Source organism: Gordonibacter sp. RACS_AR68 (assembly GCF_030418485.1).
GTDB classification, from domain to species: Bacteria; Actinomycetota; Coriobacteriia; order Coriobacteriales; family Eggerthellaceae; genus Gordonibacter; species Gordonibacter urolithinfaciens.
Genome location: NZ_JAIPUP010000001.1, coordinates 894,630 through 911,566 on the forward strand (window position 1 = coordinate 894,630; position 16,937 = coordinate 911,566).

Here is a 16,937-nt window from a genome sequence, read left to right on the forward strand (position 1 = left end):
CCCGGGCAATGGCCCGGTAACCGTGTCGTTGCGGCCTTGCAACGAAAAGGGCGACGACTGCCCGGTTCGTGGCATGCTGGATGCGATGACGGCTGCGCGCATGATTCTGCCGAGGTAGCGCTAAAGGGATCCTCCTCTGCCTGCGGGGGGGGCTCGCCCGTCGCACCTGCCGCCAACAAGCCCCGACCCGAAGGAAGCGAAGCCATGGAACGTTCCCGCACCAGCCTGCTCGCCCCGCTCCTCGTCATGCTGGCGCTCGCCGTGGCGGCATGCTGCGTCGCGCTCGTTCCGTGCTCCGCCTTCGCCGCCGTGCCGACGAAGGTGCTCGGCAACGGCGTTGACCTGGTAGCCCATCCTGGGCAACCCGGCGATCCCCTGTACTACGACGGTGCGGGCACGCTCTGCCTGACGGGCGCGACGATCGACCGGACCACGTCCGTCACCACGCCCGACGGCGACGAGGTGGCCTGCGCCCTGTACGCCGACGACGATCTGAACGTGGTGCTGGCAGGCGCGAGCACGCTGGCGTTCCACGACTCGCAGGACTCGCCGGACGATCCCACCACCGGCCTCTACGTCCAGGGTGCGGCCACGCTCTCGGGTGGCGGCTCTCTGCGTGCCGACAACGGCTATCGCGTGTTCAAAGGCATCGTTGCGAGTCGGGGCATCGAGGCGTCGGGCGTCATGCTTGTGCTCGATTGCGTGGCGAACTGCCTGGTGGTGGATGACGAGGGGGGAGATGTCGTGCTCTCCGGCTGCACCGTGGCTCTCGATTGCAGCTACGAGGCCAAGGACTCGCCCTTCGGCGCGAACGCCATTCTCGTGACGGAGGGAACGTGCAACGTCGATGGCTGCGACCTCGCCGTCGTGGCGAACGGGCGGCTGGGCAACGCCATGCGCGCGAACGAAGGGCTCGCCCTCTCGTCCTCTCGGGTGGAGGCGCAGGGGCAGGTGGGGGCGCTGTACTCGGAGGGCCCGGTGCGACTTGCGGATGTGACGGGCTCGCTGAGCGGCCTCGTGCAGGGCGGGATCTACGCTGCGCAGGACCTCTCGTTCACAGGGGCATGTGCGTTGGAGGTGTCGAACCTGCTGGAGGGCCCGGGGGAGACGTCGGCGGCCATCCAGGCGGCGCGTCATCTGTCTTTCGACCTGGCGCCCGGCGGCTTCGTCACCGCTCGCGGGTCGGCAGAGGGCTACACGAACGACTTCGAGCACGTGCCCGCCATCATGTCGTACGGCCTGGACGGCCCCTCGTTCACGCTCGCCGCGAGCAACGTTGTGACGGAGCCGGCTGGCGGGAAGGTCGTCTCCGCCACGTTCGATCCGTTCGAAGCCTTCTTCACCACGGCGGCGGACGGGTCGTTCGCCCGCACCGTCACCATCGCCTACCGGGCGAAGCCCGTGCCCACGCCCGTGGACTACGCGGTGCCCGCCGTACGCAAGGCCCTCGCCGGCGACGAGCCCGCCGCAACGCCCGTGTTCACGTTCGCCCTTGAGGCTGCAGCCTCCGGCCAGCCCCTGCCGGACACGATACGTGCCAGCGTGCGCGGTGCGGGCGTGGCCTCCTTCGGCACCATTACGTTCGCGCAGGCCGGCGTCTACCGCTATACCATTGCCGAGGTGCAGGACGCGCAGCGCGGGTGGACGTACAGCACCGCGGTGTACGAGCTGTCCGTGACCGTGGAGGAGACTGACGAGGGGCCGCTAAGGGCCGTGGGCGCGCTCACGCTCCGAGGGCAGCCCGTCTCCGAGCCCCTGTTCCAGAACGCCTACCGCAAGCCCGGCGTGCTTGCCGACACCGGCGACCCGTTGGCGGGCGCGTCGGTTGGAGCGGCGGCAGCGGCGGCGGCGATAGCGTTTGCAGCAAGTCGTATCGCGGAAAAGGGCGCCGAAAGGAGATAGGGGAATGCCGGGACGGGCGCTGCGCCATGCTATACTTATGCGCCGAAAGGACGGGTGCATGAACATGGTGAACATCCCCAGCCCGGCCCTCGCTATCGTGGGCCGCCATAACTCGGGCAAGACGACGCTTATCGAGCAGCTCATAGCCGAGCTGGTCGCGCGCGGTTACGACGTGGGCAGCGTGAAGCACCACAGCCACGTGGGCTTCGACATCGACTATCCCGGTAAGGACTCGTACCGCCACCGCGCCGCCGGGGCGAGCGAGACGGTGATCGCCGCGCCGGGGCAGATGGCGCGCATCAAGACGGTGGAGGGCGAGATGGAGTGCTCCGACATCGTGCGCAGCATGCACGGGCACGACATCGTCATCGTGGAAGGCTACCGCAAGAGCGGGCTGCCCACCGTGGAGATCATGCGCTCGGGCAACGAGGCGGACGCGCGGGTGGCCGACGTGTTCGCGGAAGGAGCCCGTCGCGGCTGGCCGCTGGGCACCGACTTCACCCAGTTCTCGCGCGGCACCGTGCCGCCCGCGGACGACGAGGACGCGCGCGAGGCGCTGCGCCGCGTCATGGAGGGCGACGACGTGCCGGCCGACGCTTCGGCGGTGAGCGCCCACTTCAAGACGCAGCACCCCGACCACGTGGACATCTCCAACAAGCTGCCCACGTCGGACACGGTGGCCGTGGTCACCGACATCGCCGAGGCCGTGCATGCCGCCAAACTGTACAACGTGCCGTCGTTCGACCTGTGCGACGTGGCCAGCCTCGCCGACTTCGTGGAGGAGCACTACGTGCGCCCGCGTGTGACCGTGGTCATCCAGGCGGGCGGCGAGAGCCGGCGCATGGGGCGCAGCAAGGCCACCGTGCCCTTCGCGGGGCGCCCGCTCATCTGCCGCCTCGTGGAGCGTTTGGCGCCGGTGTCCGACGACCTGGTCATCACCACGAACGAGCCGGACAACCTGGCGTTCCTGCACGCAGAGTTCCCGCAGTACCGCATCCAGCTCGTGTGCGACGCGTTCGACTACCGCGGCGCGCTGCCCGGCCTCTACACGGCCATGCAGGCCGCCCGCAACCCCTACGTGGCCGTGGTGGCGTGCGACATGGTGTTCGCCTCGGGGTCGCTCGTGGTGGCCGAGGCTCTGGCCATGAACGAGTCGGGCGCCGACGTGGTGGTGCCCGTGAACAAGCACGGCTACGAGCCGTTCCACGCCCTGTACCGCCGCATGGCCTGCCTGCCCGCCGTGCGCCGCGCGCTCGACCGGGGCGAGAAGCGCGCCCAGGCGTTCTTCGACGACGTGAAGGTGCTCGAGTTCCCGCAGAGCAAGGTGTTGGAGGCGGAGCCCATGGGCGGCTGCTTCATCAACGCGAACACGCCCGACGAGCTGCACGCGCTCGAGGAGTCGTTCCTGGAAGGATAGGCATGCCCAACCTCATCGACATCGTGGAAGTTGCCGAGGCCCTGGAGAGCAAGGCCGTGTTCTTGGCGCCCGACCGCTGCACGGTGGTGCGCAACCGCCATTCCTCGTGCCGGAAGTGCACCGACGCGTGCCCGACGGATGCCGTGGGTGCGAAGGACAACGTGCTCGCCCTCGACAACGAACGGTGCGTGGCGTGCGGAGCCTGCACGACCGTGTGCCCCACCGAGGCGCTCATCCCGCTCGCACCCCTCGACGAGGACCTGGCCGCAGCGGTGGCCGACGCCGTGGTGGCCTCGGGCGGGCGCGCCGTGTTCGCGTGCGCCCGCATCGCCTCGAAGCGCAAGGGCGACCCGACGAAGTTCGCCGAGGTGCCGTGCCTTGCGCGCATGGAGGAGAGCGTGCTGTTGGAGCTGGCGGCCCGCGGCGTGGAGGACATCCTGCTGGTGGACGGCACCTGCGCGACCTGCAAGTTCCGTGCCTGCGTGCCGGGCATCGACGCCACGGTGGCCTCGGCGAACCAGCTGCTTGCCGCCCAGGGGTCGGGCATCTGCGTGGAGCGCGCCTCGGCGTTTCCGGACGACGTGCTGCTGGAGGACGCGCGCAGCCTGCTGGGCGCCTCGCGCCGCGGCTTCTTCTCGCAGGCCAAGGGCACGGCGCTGGACGCGGCCGGAAAGACGGTGGAGGTTGCCTTCAAGAAGACCGGCATGGCGAACGCGCCGTCGCTGCGCGATAGGCTGCGCATGTCCGATGCGGGCACGTTGCCCCAGTTCAATCCTGTACGGCGCATGCACGTGCTGGATGCCATGGACAGCCTGGGCCCGTCGGTGGTGCCCGAGATAGACACGCGCCTGTTCGGCAGCGTGCACGTGGACGGCGAGGCGTGCTCGTCGTGCGGCATGTGCGCGGTGTTCTGCCCCACCGGCGCGCTCAAGAAGAGCGACCTCGTGCCCGAGGAAGGGGAGGGCAGCTTCCTGGAGTTCTCGGCAGCCGACTGCGTGCAGTGCAACCTGTGCGCCGACGCCTGCCTGAAGGGTTGCCTGACCGTGAGCCCCATCGTGTCGACCGACGAGCTGTTCGACTTCGAGCCGCGGCTGATCCACCTGCCGAATCCGCCTGCGCGCCCGGGCATCCTGTCGAGCTTGAAGCGGTAAGCCGCGCAGGGTCGCCGACGGAGAATTCGTGCCTTTCATGAACTGTACCTTCTCTTTGTACAGAACATACTGTATAAGTTAGGTGAACAGTTAAGCAAACCTTCGGCGCAGGCGCCGAGTGCGAATGAAGGCGGGCGGGTCTACATGAACAGCGATTTCATCGTGGCGGTACATGCGCTGGTGTTCCTGAACCACAAGAAGAGCGTCGTGTCGAGCGAGGCCTTGGCGGAGAACGTGTGCACGAACGCCGCCCGGGTTCGCAAGGTCATGGCGCCGCTCAAGCGGGCAGGGCTCGTGGAGACGCGAGAGGGCAACGAGGGAGGCTACCGGTTCGCGGCCGACCCGGCCGGAACCGATCTGGCGTCCATCGCCGAGGCCCTGGGCGTGCGCTTCGTCGAGGCGCGCTGGCATAGCGGCGATGCCGACAAGGAGTGCCTCGTGGCTTCCGGCATGGGCGGCATCATGGATGACGTCTTCGCCGACTTGGACGAGTGCTGCCGTGAGCGCCTGAAACGAGTGACGGTGGCGTCTATCGACGGCCGCATCTTCGGCGGGGCGTCTGCGGCAAAGTCCGCGTAGGGTCGCCCCCCCCCCTTTTTTTTTTCGCGTTCGGCTTCGTGCCGACGACGACCGATGAGGAGCAATCATGGGTTTCTCGCTTGAAACGAGCGTTCCGGCGCTCACCGTGTTCATCCAGGGCCTGTTGAGCTTCTTCTCGCCCTGCGTGCTACCGCTCATCCCGCTGTACGTGGGCTACCTCGCCGGCGGCGCGGCAAAGGAGGGCGACGACGGCACCATCGAGTACCCGCGCAAGAAGGTGCTGGTGAACACGCTGTTCTTCGTCGTCGGCGTCAGCTTCGCCTTCTTCCTGCTGGGCTTCGGGTTCACGGCGCTCGGCCAGTTCTTCACGGGCAACCAGCGCGTGTTCTCGGTGGTTGCGGGCATCGTCATGGCGGCGTTCGGCTTGTACATGCTGGGCGCCTTCGGCAAGACGCGCGTCATCGAGACGGAGCACCGCCTGCCGTTCAACTTGGGGCGCTTCGCCATGAACCCGCTGGTGGCGCTCGTGCTGGGCTTCACGTTCAGCTTCGCGTGGACGCCGTGCGTGGGCCCGGTGCTGGCCAGCGTGCTGCTCATGGCGTCGTCCAGCGCGTCGGCTGCGACGGGCTTCGCGCTCGTGGGCGTGTACACGGTCGGGTTCGTGCTGCCGTTCTTGGCGGTGGGCCTGTTCACGGGCGAGGTGCTGCGGTTCTTCCGCACGCACGGCAACGTGGTGAAGTACACGGTGAAAGTGGGCGGCGCGCTGCTCATCGTCATGGGCGTGATGACCGTGACCGGGTGGATGAACGGCGTGACCAGCTACCTGTCGAGCTTCGGCGCCGCGCCGGCGGCCCAGGAGCAGCCGGCCGACCAGGGCGCGGCCGACGCCGAGAACGGCGGCGGCCCCGATGGGGGCGGCCCCTCCGATGGCGCTTCCGGGTCGGACAGGCCGTCCGGGGGCGGTTCGGCCGACGCGGGCGCGGCCTCCAAGGACGGCATGAGGATGGCCCCGAACGCCGACCTCGTGCTGGTCGACCAGGACGGGACGGAGCACCGGCTGTCCGACTACCGCGGCAAGACAGTGTTCCTGAATTTCTTCGCCACCTGGTGCGGGCCGTGCCAGCGCGAGATACCCGACATCGAGGCGCTGTACCGCGACCGCGGCGAGAACGCGAGTGAGGTGGTGGTGCTGGGCGTGGCGAACCCCAAGACGTCCGAGCATCCGCAGAACAGCGACGTGGGCGTGGACGAGGTCGAGGCGTTCATCGACGAGTACGGCATCACGTATCCCGTGCTCATGGACACCACGGGGCAGCTGTTCTCGTCGTTCGGCGTGAGCTCGTTCCCCACCACGTTCATGATCGACAAGGACGGCTACGTGTTCGGCTACGCGGCAGGAATGCTCACCGCCGACGTCATGGACAATATCGTCGACCAGACCATTTCCGGCGTGCGGAAGTAGCGTTCGCGCGCCGCCCGCCGGGTTGGCGCGACGCATTCCCGCGCATTCCCATTCTCGGGCTCTTCCCCTTCCCGGGAGCTGTGCTATACTGCCTGCAACGCTTTAGCGCAGTAAAGTAGAAAAGCGGTCGAGGGGCGCGCAGCCAGGGGAGGCGTGCGTCGGGCCGCAGGGACATGGGAGGAACGACCTATGAAGAAGAAACTCAAGGGCATCGTCGTTGCCGCGGCGACGCTTGCACTGGCTGCCGTCATGCTGGCCGGCTGTTCGGGCGGCGGCGACGCGCAGAAGAGCGACGAGGGCAACGCGGGCGACGCCCCGTTCACGCTCACGGTGGGCTTCGACCAGAGCTACCCGCCCTACGGCTACGTGGGCGATGACGGCCAGTTCACCGGTTTCGATCTGGACCTGGCGAAGGCCGTGTGCGAGAAGATGGGCTGGGAGCTGAAGCTGGAGCCTATCGATTGGGATGCGAAGGACGCGCTGCTGGGCAGCGGCTCCATCAACTGCATCTGGAACGGCTTCACCATGGAGGGTCGCGAGGACGGCTACACGTTCTCCGAGCCGTACATGCTGAACGAGCAGGTGGTGGTTGCGAAGGCCGACAGCGGCATCAAGACGCTCGAAGACCTGAACGGCAAGGTGGTCATGACGCAGGTTGACTCCGCGGCGCTCGACGTGCTGGAGAACGAGGAAGAGGGCGGCCAGGCCGCGCTCGCCGCTACGTTCAAGGAGCTGCAGACCATCGGCGACTACAACAACGCGTTCATGCAGCTCGAATCCGGCATGGTGGACGCCGTGGCGTGCGACCTGTCCATCGCGGCGTTCCAGATGGCTGCCAAGTCCGGCGCCTACGTGCAGATGGACGAGCCGCTGTCCACCGAGCACTACGCCGTGGGCTTCAAGAAGGGCGACTCCGACCTGGCCAAGCAGGTTACCGATGCTCTCAAGGCTCTCGACGAGGATGGCACCGTCAAGCAGCTGTGCGAGAAGTACGCCGACCAGGGCATCACCTACGACAACTGGGTTCTGTAGCGTTTCGGCGGCCCGCCGGCCGCCGAAACTGCTCGACGCTGCGAAGCGCTGACGCACCCCGCCTTGCCCCTTTTTCGCTTGCCCTCACGTGCACAAGCACGCTCGGCCGCGAAACGGGGCAATCCGGGGCACGTCAGCGCTTCTCGCTGACTTTGATGGACCTGTGATGATTGAGAAAGGCCGGACATGGAATTCGCAACCATGTTGGAACTGCTGGGATCGGGGCTGGTGTTCACGATCCAGATATTCCTGACCACGCTCGTGGGAGCGCTGCCCCTCGGCATCGTGGTGGCGTTCTGCCGTATGAGCAGGTTCAAGCCGCTTGCGCTCGTCACCCGCTTCTACATCTCGGTCATGCGCGGCACGCCGCTCATGCTGCAGCTCATGGCGCTCATGTTCGGGCCGTACTACCTTTTCGGCATGCAGATGGGCAACGACTGGAAGTACATCGCTTGCAGCGTGGGCTTCATCGTGAACTATGCGGCCTATTTCGGCGAGATCTACCGCGGCGGCATCCAGTCCATCCCGCGCGGGCAGTACGAGGCGGCCGAGGTGCTGGGCTACTCGAAGTTCCAGACGTTCATGAAGATCGTGCTTCCCCAGGTGGTCAAGCGTATCCTGCCTGCCATGAGCAACGAGATCATCACGCTGGTGAAGGATACGTCGCTCGCGTTCGTGCTCGGCATCATGGAGATGTTCAGCCAGGCGAAGGCCATCGCCGCCTCGCAGGTGAGCATGCTTCCCTACGTGATTGCCGGCGTGATCTACTGGGTGTTCAACTTCGTTGTGGAGATCGTGCTCACGCGCATCGAGAAGAAGCTGAACTACTACCATGACTGATGGTCCCGCCGCTCTGACGAACAGCGGAACGGCCGACGCTGCGGAAGCCCTCGCTGACTTTGGCGGACCTGGAAGGAGCTGGAAGTTGTGACAAGCGAACAGCCGCTCGTGCTCTTGGAGCACGCGAGGAAGAGCTTCGGCGGCACGCCGGTGCTGAAGGATATCTCGCTCTCGGTGCGCCGGGGCGAGGTCGTGGCCGTGATCGGGCCGTCGGGCGGCGGCAAGTCCACGCTTCTGCGCTGCTGCACGCTGCTGGAGACGCTGGACGGCGGGCGCCTGGCCTACGGCGACCTGGTGGTGGCCGAGGAGGACGCGGACGGCCGCGCCGTCTACGCGGGCAAGGCCGCGCTCAAGGAGGCCAAGACGCGCTTCGGCCTGGTGTTCCAGAACTTCAACCTGTTCCCGCACTACACGGTGCTGAAGAACGTGACCGACGCGCCGCTGCACGTGCAGCGGCGCCCGAAAGACGAGGTCATGGAGCATGCGCGCGCCCTGCTGGCGAAGATGGGGCTGGCGGGCACGGAGAACAAGGTGCCCTGCGAGCTGTCGGGCGGCATGCAGCAGCGCGTGGCCATCGCCCGCGCGCTCGCGCTCGACCCCGACGTCCTGTTCTTCGACGAGCCCACGAGCGCGCTCGACCCGGAGCTCACCAAGGACGTGCTGAAGGTCATCCGCGATTTGGCCGCCGAGCGCATGACCATGGTGATCGTGACGCACGAGATGAGCTTCGCGCGCGACGTAGCCGACCACATCGTGTTCATGGACGGCGGCGTGATAGTGGAGGAGGGTCCCGCCGAGCAGGTCATCAACAGCCCTCGGCACCAGCGCACCCGTGCGTTCCTGGCGAAGTACGAAGGGGAGTAGGGGCTCTCTCGCCCCGTGGCGCGACGGCGGCTTCGAGGTTCGAGCGTCGGGAGATGAGGCTCCCCGCTTATTGCCTATGATTGAAAGGGTCATGGGCAGAAACGGGGAGTATTCTCAAGATTTCGGACGGGAATCGGGGAAGCGCGCGTTCAGCGTCTGCATAACACCTGATGATAAACTTGGCGGATCGATCATCTACGCATCAGGATAAAGAAAACTCGGGCTTTTTGTCCACAGCGCGAAACGAGGGCAGAGTAGAGGCGATTGGGCACCGGCGGAGCGGCGCGCTGCCGATTCACGGGCGCGCCCTTCGCCGCATTGCGGGATGCCGCGCTATACTGGTGGCGTAACCTATCCGGAAAGCGGGGAGAGACGATGGCTATCGACAGGGTGAAGGCGTATTTGCGCGAGCGGGGCATGGAGGCACGCGTGCTCGAGTTCGAGACGTCGAGCGCCACCGTCGAGCTGGCCGCGCAGGCCGTGGGGTGCGAGCCGGCGCGCATCGCGAAGACGCTGTCGTTCCATGTGGGCGACCGCGTCGCGCTCGTGGTGGCCGCGGGCGACGCGCGCATCGACAACCCCAAGTACAAGGCGCAGTTCGGGTGCAAGGCGAAGATGCTCGCCGCCGACGAGGCCGAGCCGCTCATCGGCCACGGCGTGGGCGGGGTGTGCCCGTTCGCGGTGAACGAGGGCGTGGACGTGTTCTTGGATGAGTCGCTGCGCCGCTTCGACACGGTGTACCCGGCGGCCGGCAGCGCGGCGAGCGCCGTGCGCCTCTCGCCCGACGAGCTCGAGCGCTGCGCCGAGCCCTGCACGTGGGTCGACGTGTGCAAGCTGCCATGACGGGACAGGACGGTGCCGCGCGTGCCGACGAGCGGCATGCGGAAGGCGCCGCCGGGAGATCTGCGCCCCGTGCGGCCGGCCTGCTTCCTGCGGCCCGCTTCGGCGCGGACGGGGCGCCCGTGACGTTCTACGTGGTGCGCCACGGCCAGACGTTGTTCAATGTCATGGGCAAGGTGCAGGGTTGGTGCGACACGCCGCTCACGGACGAGGGCGTGCGCGCCGCCGAGGCACTCGGCCGCGGTCTGGCCGGCGTCGACTTCACCGCCGCGTTCTCCAGCGACAGCGGGCGGGCCGTGCAGACGCTCGATGCGCTGCTGGGCGCGCGGGCCGCGCAGCGCGGCGAGTCGTACGCACCGCCCGAGACCTTCCCGCCCACCTGCGTCCCGAACGGCCCCTCGTCGGCCATCGAGTACGGCGCGCTGCATCCCCTGCTCTGCGTCGAGACGCCGTTTCCCCTGGCACACGATCCGCGCCTGCGCGAGTGGTGCTACGGCGACCTGGAGGGAGAGCCGGGCGAGCAGCTGCGGGCGGCGCTTGCCGGCGGGTTCGGCGCGGAATTGAGCTTCGAGGAGCATAACCGCCGCCTGCCCGAGGTGGCCGACGTACTCGCGCGCGCCGACACGTCGGGGCGCGCCGAGCGCTTCGACGCCATCGAGCGCCGCCTGTCCGGCTTCTTCGCCGAGGCCGGCGAGGCCGTGCGCTTGGCCGGCGGCGGCAACGCGCTCGTGGTCACGCACTCGTTCGTGGTGCGCACGCTGGTGTACCTGCTGGATCCTGCCCGCGTGAACGACCCGGCGAAGATCCCCAACGCCAGCGTCACGCGCATCGGCTACGACGGCCATGCGTTCTCCCTGGCCGAGATAGGCTCCACGGACTGGCAGCGGTGAGGCAGGGGGACGGGGATGACGTCTCATTCGCTCGCGAATGAGACGTCATCCCCGTCCCCCTGCCTCACCCCGTGCCCCTTACAGCTTGGCCTCCACCATGTCGATCAATTCCTGCTGCGAATGCACGTCCAGCTTCTTGTAGATATGGTAGGTGTGGGTCTTTATGGTGTGCGGCGATATGACCAGCTCTTCCGCAATATAGTGCTGGTTTCGCCCGCGCGCCAGCATCGTGTGGATCCGCGTCTCCTGGTTGGTCAGCTCGTACGCCTCCGCAATCTCGGCGCACGCTGCCTTCCACTTGTCCAAAAACGCGTCCGCCTGCGGCTCGCCGGACTCCTCCTTGCGGCTTTTCACGAGGTCCCACACCAGCAGCATGACCAGGGCGATCACGATGATGATAGAGAAGATGGCGTACCCGGTGTCGAACCCCGCCTTTCCCAGCCCGGCGTACAGCAGCGCCCCGACCGACCACCCGATGAAGATACCCGCGAAATTGCCGATGGTGGGAGGCGCGTACGACGCGTACACGGGCAGCTGGCGGTCGCTTATCTCGTCGGCCAAATCGCCCCAGGTAATGGCATCGTAGCAGGTGAACCCGAAGATGATCAGCGCCAGGAAGAAGACCTTCAGCATCTCCGGCACGTAGGGAAACGGCAGCACCGCCAGGGCGATGAGCGGAAGCAGGAGCATGCGGTACAGGTCGGAGTCGGCCTCCACCTTCTTCGACAGCACGTACACCGCGAACGCCAAAGACGATACGGCGATCGAGGCGGCAATCACCACCACCAGCCCGTTCCCCACGGCAAGGCTGAGCACGGTATAGGAGGTCACGCCGAATACGAGCGTGTACAGGAGGGTGCGCGGCAACGTGGGGACGAACTCCCGGAACCGATCGAGTACCGCCTCGAGGTAGGCTCGGTAGGACGCGGCATCTTCGAGCCGTTTAGGGCCGATGCCCTTGCCCGCCAAGTGCGAGCACGCGACGGAGACGGCAGGGAAGGAGGCTATCATGACGATGCCCACGACGGGGTCCATGAACAGCGGCAGAACATACAAAAGCGAGGCCAGCAGGAATGCGAGCGCAATGCTGCGCATGAGCTTGGCGCGCCGCAGCCATACGAAGAAGGGACCGGTCTTCAGATAGACGAACGAGGACGCAAGCCCCCCGAGGGCGAAGAGCATGCCTGCCTGCAGGAAACCGAGCTCGCTTCCCATCTGCCCCAGAAATGCCGGAACCTCCGCCAAAATCGACAGCAGGGCGACGCCGATTCCGAACCAAAGGCGGTCGACCACGTGCTGCAGGTACCAGCCGGCCAAAGCGAAGACGACCATGCTGAGCGCAGAGGCACCCGCAACGATCACGCAGAGCAGAAGGTAGGCGCTGAAATCCGCCGTGGCGAACGGGTTCAGCACGTTCGCGTGGAATATCGAGAAGATCCAGGCCCAGTAGGCGGCCAGCGCGACGATGCCCAAGATCACGCGTCTCGAGCTGTTGCCGATGAGCAGGTCGCGGGCGTCGCCCTCGGCCGGCGCGGCGCTCTTGGTAGCGGGGAGCAGTTGCCTCTCTTGAGCAGTCAACGGTCTTCTCCTGTGGTCTCGGCTAAACCTCGTCATGCTGCGCAGTGCGGCGAAGGCTGCCCAAGCCTCCTTTCACCCCCGGCGGTTCGGGGAATACGAAGCCGCAGATTTCGCAGGTCTTCGCACCGCTCCTGCTCATGCCCAGGCAAACAGGGCACAACCCCTGGCGGTAAGGGGGATGGCATTTCCCGCAGTTACGGCACGGAAAGCAATGTTCCCTCACAACGGTACCCCATCTCGAATCCTCGAGGTGGGCGCCGGCCGAAACCGACGCCCACCGTTTTAACGTGCGTATGCGGCCTGTCGCTATTCGCGCGTGCTGCGGATGCTCTTATTGTAGATGCGGCGGAACACGAGAAGGCAGATCGCGCATGCCGCAAGGGACAGCGCGCCCATGGTCATAGCCGCCGCTCCGTAGCCGGCGCTGTCGAGGATCATGCCGACGATCGCGGGTACCGCCAGCGTGCCGCCGTTCTGTCCAAGCACCACGACGGCGGTTGCGGCGCCCACCGTCTTCGGCGAGCGCGCGACTTCGGGGGCCATTGCGAAGAAGACGGTCGGGGCCGCCCCGAGGAAGCACCCGAGGACGAAGGCGATGACGTACGTTCCCACCACGCCGATGTCCAGGTTGAACCACAGGAAGAGGCCGATTGCGCACACCAGCATGTCAACGAACAGCAGCAGGCCCTTGTCCTTCGTCCGTGCGAGGACCAGGCCCATGGCCGTGCCGCCGACCAGCATGCCGGCGGCCGCGATGGTCGCGCACAGGTTCGCCGCGCCCTCGGTCCAGCCGTTCTCGACGCTCAGGAACGGGATGGTGAAGGAGTTGAACGCGTCGGTCGAACCGCCGACGAGGAAGAACATGACGGCGCTTAGGAGGGACAGCGGTGCAAGGTAGCCCCACAGGACCCCGTGCTTCTCGGGATCTTCCTTGACGCCGGCAGACTCCTCCAGATCCTTGCGCTCGGATTCGGCGGGGGCCTTCACGCATACGACCACCAGCAGGAATGCCAGCACGGCGCCGATGAGGCCGAACACCCACATGCCGGTCCAGTTGCCGTTCTCCATGATGGGGGTGGCGGAAAGCGTTACGATCATCATGGCGAAGCCGACGTTCGCGCCCCACACGCCGTTGGCGAGGCCGCGCTTCTTCGGCTCGTACCACATGGCGATGATGCCCGGCCCGGCGGTCATGGCCGCTCCGTACCCGCAGCCCTCGAGCGCACGGGTTACGAGAATTCCCAAGTCGCTGGTCCAGAACAGGCCTGCGACGTTGCCCACGATGGAGACGAGCAGGGCGATGCTCACCACCTTGCGCGCGCCGAAGCGGTCCATGAGCGCGCCGCCGAACAGCGCCATGACCACGGCCGCGATGGAGAACATCGTCATCATGAGGCCCTGGGTGGTGTAGGAGATGCCGAGCACCTCCATCATGTTGGGTGCGGCGGGCGGCACCTTGCCGTACTCGAACGCGATGAGCACGCTGGCTATGATGATGGCCCATACGGGAATCCATGCCCGGTTTTTCTTACTCATTGTGTCCCCTTTCTTGATGGTGCCGGCGCCTCGCGGTCGTTTCCCCTCGTGTCGGGCGCCGGCACGAGCATCGTTGGTTTAGTTCTCCGCCTCGCAGGAGAACAGGGTCTGCTTCGGCTTGCGGGCAAGCTCCTTTGCCAAGTCCTCGAGGTCCCCGTACTTCAGAACCTGCGCCTGGCAATGCTTCACGCAGGTGGGCTCATGCCCCTTCGCAACGCGGCCGGCGCACAGGTCGCACTGGTCGGTGGGCGCGGGCAGATAGCTGTACTGCCACGTCTTCGGGGCGTATTCCCACGGGCCCACCTCGTGCACCTTGATGCCCCACTGGTCGCTCGGGTAGCCATGCTCAAGCTGGCAGGCCACCTCGCAGGTGTGGCAGCCCGAGCACCACTCGTAATCGACGAGCAATCCTTTTGCTCCCATTGCCTATTCTCCTTCCCCTGCCGGATACATCTTGCAGATGGTGTTCTTGTAGTTCGCGCCGAAGCCGGAGGTGCCGCAGTCGTAGGGCAGGAGGTTCTCCACGGTGAGGTCCCACAGGTCGTAGAGCCCCTCGTCCAGCTCGCAGGGCGCCTCCGGGCGCCACCAGGCGTGGTCGGTGCTCACGGTGCGCTCGTTCACGATGGGGGTCCCGCAGACCTGGCGCTTGCAGCGTCCGTGCTGGTTCTCCAGCCACACCCAGTCCCCGTCTTTCACGCCGTGCCGCGCAGCCGTGTTCGGGTTGACGTACACGAGCGGCTCGGGATGAAGGGCGCGCAGGCGCGGTATCTGGCGGTGCTCCGAGTGGAACATGCTCCAAACGCGGGCGCCCGTGGTGAGCACGAGCGGGTATTCCTCGGCGAGCTCCGGTGTCGACCGGGGGCTGGGAACGGGCTCCTCGTACGAGGGGAGCGGGTCGAGGCCCAGGGAGTTGTACAGGGTGCTCCACAGCTCGATGCGCCCGGTTGCGGTCTGGAAACCGGGGTTGCCGTCGGTGCGCAGCAGGCCCTTCTCGTGCATGCGGTAGTCGAACGGCGGGTAGCCGGGTGCCAGCTCCTGCATCTCCTCGAAGGAATGCCCCGTCTCCTCCAGGATATCGGAGTACATATCCTCCACGGTTTCCCATGGCCAGGCTTCAGGCGAGATGCGCTTGCCGATGTCCAGGGTGATCTGCATGTCGGACCTCGACTCGCCCAGGGGCTCTATGGCCTTGTTGATGGTCTCGGCGCGCTGCGCCCCATCGCCGATGCGCAGGCCGTTGCGCTCCGCGTACGTGCAGGCGGGCAGAAAGTAGTCGGCCAGCGCCATGGCCGTCGGCGTCATGAACAGGTCGACGCACACGATGGTGTCGATGTTCATATGCGCGGCGAGGGTGCGCTTCGCATCGACGCCGGTGCAGGCCAGCGGGTTGGTGGTCTGCATCCAGGCGACCTTGATGGGATAGGGTTCGCCCGTTTCCAGGCACCTGATGTAGTCGTCGGTCACGCATTCCTGGAAGCCCATCTTGATGAGCGGGTGGGCCTCCTGTCCGATGCGCTTCGCCTCCTGCTCCGGCGTGAGGAACTCGGAGCCCCAGCCGGCGGCGTAGTTGAGGATGCTCGCAGGCTGCTGCATCGTGCCGGGCTTGCCGATGTTGCCGGTAATCTCGAACAGGGAGAGCACGGCCTGCGCCGTGGGGATGGTTTCCTTGATCTGGTCGATGGCCACGCCCCACTGGAGGATGGCCCGCTCGGCCGCTCCGATGCGACGGGCTGCGGCGGCTATCTCCTCTGCCGGGATCTCCGTGATCTCGGCGACCTCGTCAAGCGGGTAGTCCCGCGCGCGTTCCGCCAGCTCCTCGAAGCCGTAGCACCACAGGTCCACGAACTCGCGGTCGTACAGGTTGTTCTCCACAAGGTAGTTCACCATGCCGAGGGCCAGCGCGCCGTCGGTGCCGGGACGGATCTGCAGGAAGAGCTCGGCCCGCGCGGCGAGCCAGGTGAGGCGAGGATCGACGACGATGGCCTTCGTGCCCCGCTTCATGCAGTCCACGACCCAGTGCCCGTACAGGCCGTCGGAATTCGAGACGACGGGATTGTTGCCCCATATGACGATGAGGTCGGGACGCTCCCACTGCGGGTTGTCGTAGCGGTCGGGGAACTGCTGCGCGTAGTCGCCGACCCAAAACGACCCCGAGGTGGAGAAGCAGCCGGCGACGCGGGGCGAATAGCACGACTGCCCCGACATCATGAACACGAAGTTGGGGCTGTTGAACCCCCAGCACAAACGCGTGATGTACTGCCCGATGTCACGGCCGGTGCCGGAGTAGAACGCCACGGATTCCGGGCCGTATTCCTCCTTGGCGGCAAGGATCTTCCCGGCGATCTCGTCGAGCGCCTCGTCCCAGCCTATTTGCTCCCACTGGTTCTTGCCGCGATTCTCGGGGTCGCGCTTCAGGGGATGCAGGATGCGGTCCGGGGAATAGACGACCTCGGGCAGGTCGAGACAGCGGACGCACAGGCGTCCCTGGTTGAAGGGGTTCTCCGGATCTCCCTCCACTTTGACGAGCTTGCCGTCGTCATCGGTGTACAGCAGGACCCCGCACCCCAGGTGGCATCCCGGTGCCGACCAGCCGCACCCCCTGGTCACGTGGAGCCCGTCTTCTTCGTAGCGATAAGGCTTCTTGTGCTCGACGGTGGTGTAGTCTTTTTTCTCTGCCATCACACTCCCTCTCCTTCCGTCTCCCCATGCCTGCGGCTTCGGGCTCGGCGTCCGCCCGAGGCGGGATGCGCCAGGCCGAAGCCTTCGGGCACACCATCCCACAGCGGCGCGTGGCGGAAAATCGGGTGCGGGGCGTAAAGAGGGGTTTCGAGAGGTGATTTATGTATGTCTGCCCTCCTCATACCATCGGTATGAGGAGGGCAGAT

General features: G+C 66.5%; 14 protein-coding genes. 10 read left to right on the forward strand and 4 right to left on the reverse strand.

Annotated elements, in window-relative coordinates; all coding sequences use genetic code 11:
• Positions 1–204 precede the first annotated feature (204 nt).
• The 10 genes from K9U15_RS03830 (at position 205) to K9U15_RS03875 (ending at position 10,938) form a co-directional block, all read left to right on the forward strand.
• On the forward strand, positions 205–1,902 hold the full coding sequence (locus tag K9U15_RS03830) for an FctA domain-containing protein (RefSeq protein ID WP_301155625.1): 1,698 nt from the start codon (positions 205–207) through the stop codon (positions 1,900–1,902).
• A gap of 58 nt (positions 1,903–1,960) precedes the next feature.
• Positions 1,961–3,319 carry a molybdopterin-guanine dinucleotide biosynthesis protein B gene (gene mobB, locus K9U15_RS03835; protein WP_224767909.1) on the forward strand — a complete coding sequence of 453 codons (1,359 nt, stop codon included), beginning with the start codon at positions 1,961–1,963 and terminating at the stop codon, positions 3,317–3,319.
• 2 nt (positions 3,320–3,321) lie between these two features.
• Positions 3,322–4,470, forward strand: a complete 1,149-nt coding sequence (locus K9U15_RS03840; protein ID WP_123673779.1) for a 4Fe-4S binding protein — start codon at positions 3,322–3,324, stop codon at positions 4,468–4,470.
• Positions 4,471–4,614: 144 nt separating this feature from the next.
• Positions 4,615–5,049 carry an Rrf2 family transcriptional regulator gene (locus K9U15_RS03845; protein WP_096227240.1) on the forward strand — a complete coding sequence of 145 codons (435 nt, stop codon included), beginning with the start codon at positions 4,615–4,617 and terminating at the stop codon, positions 5,047–5,049.
• Between the two features lie 67 nt (positions 5,050–5,116).
• Positions 5,117–6,472, forward strand: a complete 1,356-nt coding sequence (locus tag K9U15_RS03850) for a cytochrome c biogenesis protein CcdA (RefSeq protein WP_096227239.1) — start codon at positions 5,117–5,119, stop codon at positions 6,470–6,472.
• Positions 6,473–6,661: 189 nt separating this feature from the next.
• Complete coding sequence (locus K9U15_RS03855; protein ID WP_096227238.1) at positions 6,662–7,504, forward strand: transporter substrate-binding domain-containing protein; 843 nt, start codon at positions 6,662–6,664, stop codon at positions 7,502–7,504.
• Between the two features lie 186 nt (positions 7,505–7,690).
• Positions 7,691–8,344: an amino acid ABC transporter permease gene (locus K9U15_RS03860; RefSeq protein WP_096227237.1), complete on the forward strand. Its 654-nt coding sequence runs from the start codon at positions 7,691–7,693 to the stop codon at positions 8,342–8,344.
• A gap of 87 nt (positions 8,345–8,431) precedes the next feature.
• Entirely contained in the window at positions 8,432–9,208 is a 777-nt protein-coding gene (locus K9U15_RS03865; protein ID WP_096227236.1) for an amino acid ABC transporter ATP-binding protein, read from the forward strand.
• A 375-nt stretch (positions 9,209–9,583) separates the two neighbouring features.
• Positions 9,584–10,051 carry a YbaK/EbsC family protein gene (locus K9U15_RS03870; protein WP_087191384.1) on the forward strand — a complete coding sequence of 156 codons (468 nt, stop codon included), beginning with the start codon at positions 9,584–9,586 and terminating at the stop codon, positions 10,049–10,051.
• Positions 10,048–10,938, forward strand: a complete 891-nt coding sequence (locus K9U15_RS03875) for a histidine phosphatase family protein (protein WP_123673776.1) — start codon at positions 10,048–10,050, stop codon at positions 10,936–10,938. The genes K9U15_RS03870 and K9U15_RS03875 overlap by 4 nt, the downstream gene beginning before the upstream one ends.
• 78 nt (positions 10,939–11,016) lie before the next feature.
• Here K9U15_RS03875 and K9U15_RS03880 read toward each other — a convergent pair whose 3' ends face one another.
• The 4 genes from K9U15_RS03880 to K9U15_RS03895 form a co-directional block, all read right to left on the reverse strand.
• On the reverse strand, positions 11,017–12,516 hold the full coding sequence (locus K9U15_RS03880; protein WP_301155626.1) for a helix-turn-helix transcriptional regulator: 1,500 nt from the start codon (positions 12,514–12,516) through the stop codon (positions 11,017–11,019).
• 306 nt (positions 12,517–12,822) lie between these two features.
• Positions 12,823–14,052, reverse strand: coding sequence for an MFS transporter (locus K9U15_RS03885; protein WP_087191388.1), 1,230 nt, complete (start codon positions 14,050–14,052; stop codon positions 12,823–12,825).
• Positions 14,053–14,130: 78 nt separating this feature from the next.
• A complete protein-coding gene (locus K9U15_RS03890) occupies positions 14,131–14,475 on the reverse strand; it encodes an oxidoreductase (protein ID WP_096227233.1) in 345 nt (114 codons plus the stop codon).
• 3 nt (positions 14,476–14,478) lie between these two features.
• Positions 14,479–16,731: a molybdopterin-dependent oxidoreductase gene (locus tag K9U15_RS03895; protein WP_301155627.1), complete on the reverse strand. Its 2,253-nt coding sequence runs from the start codon at positions 16,729–16,731 to the stop codon at positions 14,479–14,481.
• Positions 16,732–16,937 lie beyond the last annotated feature (206 nt).

Coding starts and splice junctions, on each gene's coding strand:
- K9U15_RS03895 (WP_301155627.1), bottom strand. CDS start 16,731: ATGGCAGAGAAAAAAGACTACACCACCGTCGAGCACAAGAAGCCTTAT.
- K9U15_RS03830 (WP_301155625.1), top strand. CDS start 205: ATGGAACGTTCCCGCACCAGCCTGCTCGCCCCGCTCCTCGTCATGCTG.
- K9U15_RS03845 (WP_096227240.1), top strand. CDS start 4,615: ATGAACAGCGATTTCATCGTGGCGGTACATGCGCTGGTGTTCCTGAAC.
- mobB (WP_224767909.1), top strand. CDS start 1,961: ATGAACATGGTGAACATCCCCAGCCCGGCCCTCGCTATCGTGGGCCGC.
- K9U15_RS03850 (WP_096227239.1), top strand. CDS start 5,117: ATGGGTTTCTCGCTTGAAACGAGCGTTCCGGCGCTCACCGTGTTCATC.
- K9U15_RS03840 (WP_123673779.1), top strand. CDS start 3,322: ATGCCCAACCTCATCGACATCGTGGAAGTTGCCGAGGCCCTGGAGAGC.
- K9U15_RS03885 (WP_087191388.1), bottom strand. CDS start 14,052: ATGAGTAAGAAAAACCGGGCATGGATTCCCGTATGGGCCATCATCATA.
- K9U15_RS03890 (WP_096227233.1), bottom strand. CDS start 14,475: ATGGGAGCAAAAGGATTGCTCGTCGATTACGAGTGGTGCTCGGGCTGC.
- K9U15_RS03870 (WP_087191384.1), top strand. CDS start 9,584: ATGGCTATCGACAGGGTGAAGGCGTATTTGCGCGAGCGGGGCATGGAG.
- K9U15_RS03860 (WP_096227237.1), top strand. CDS start 7,691: ATGGAATTCGCAACCATGTTGGAACTGCTGGGATCGGGGCTGGTGTTC.
- K9U15_RS03875 (WP_123673776.1), top strand. CDS start 10,048: ATGACGGGACAGGACGGTGCCGCGCGTGCCGACGAGCGGCATGCGGAA.
- K9U15_RS03855 (WP_096227238.1), top strand. CDS start 6,662: ATGAAGAAGAAACTCAAGGGCATCGTCGTTGCCGCGGCGACGCTTGCA.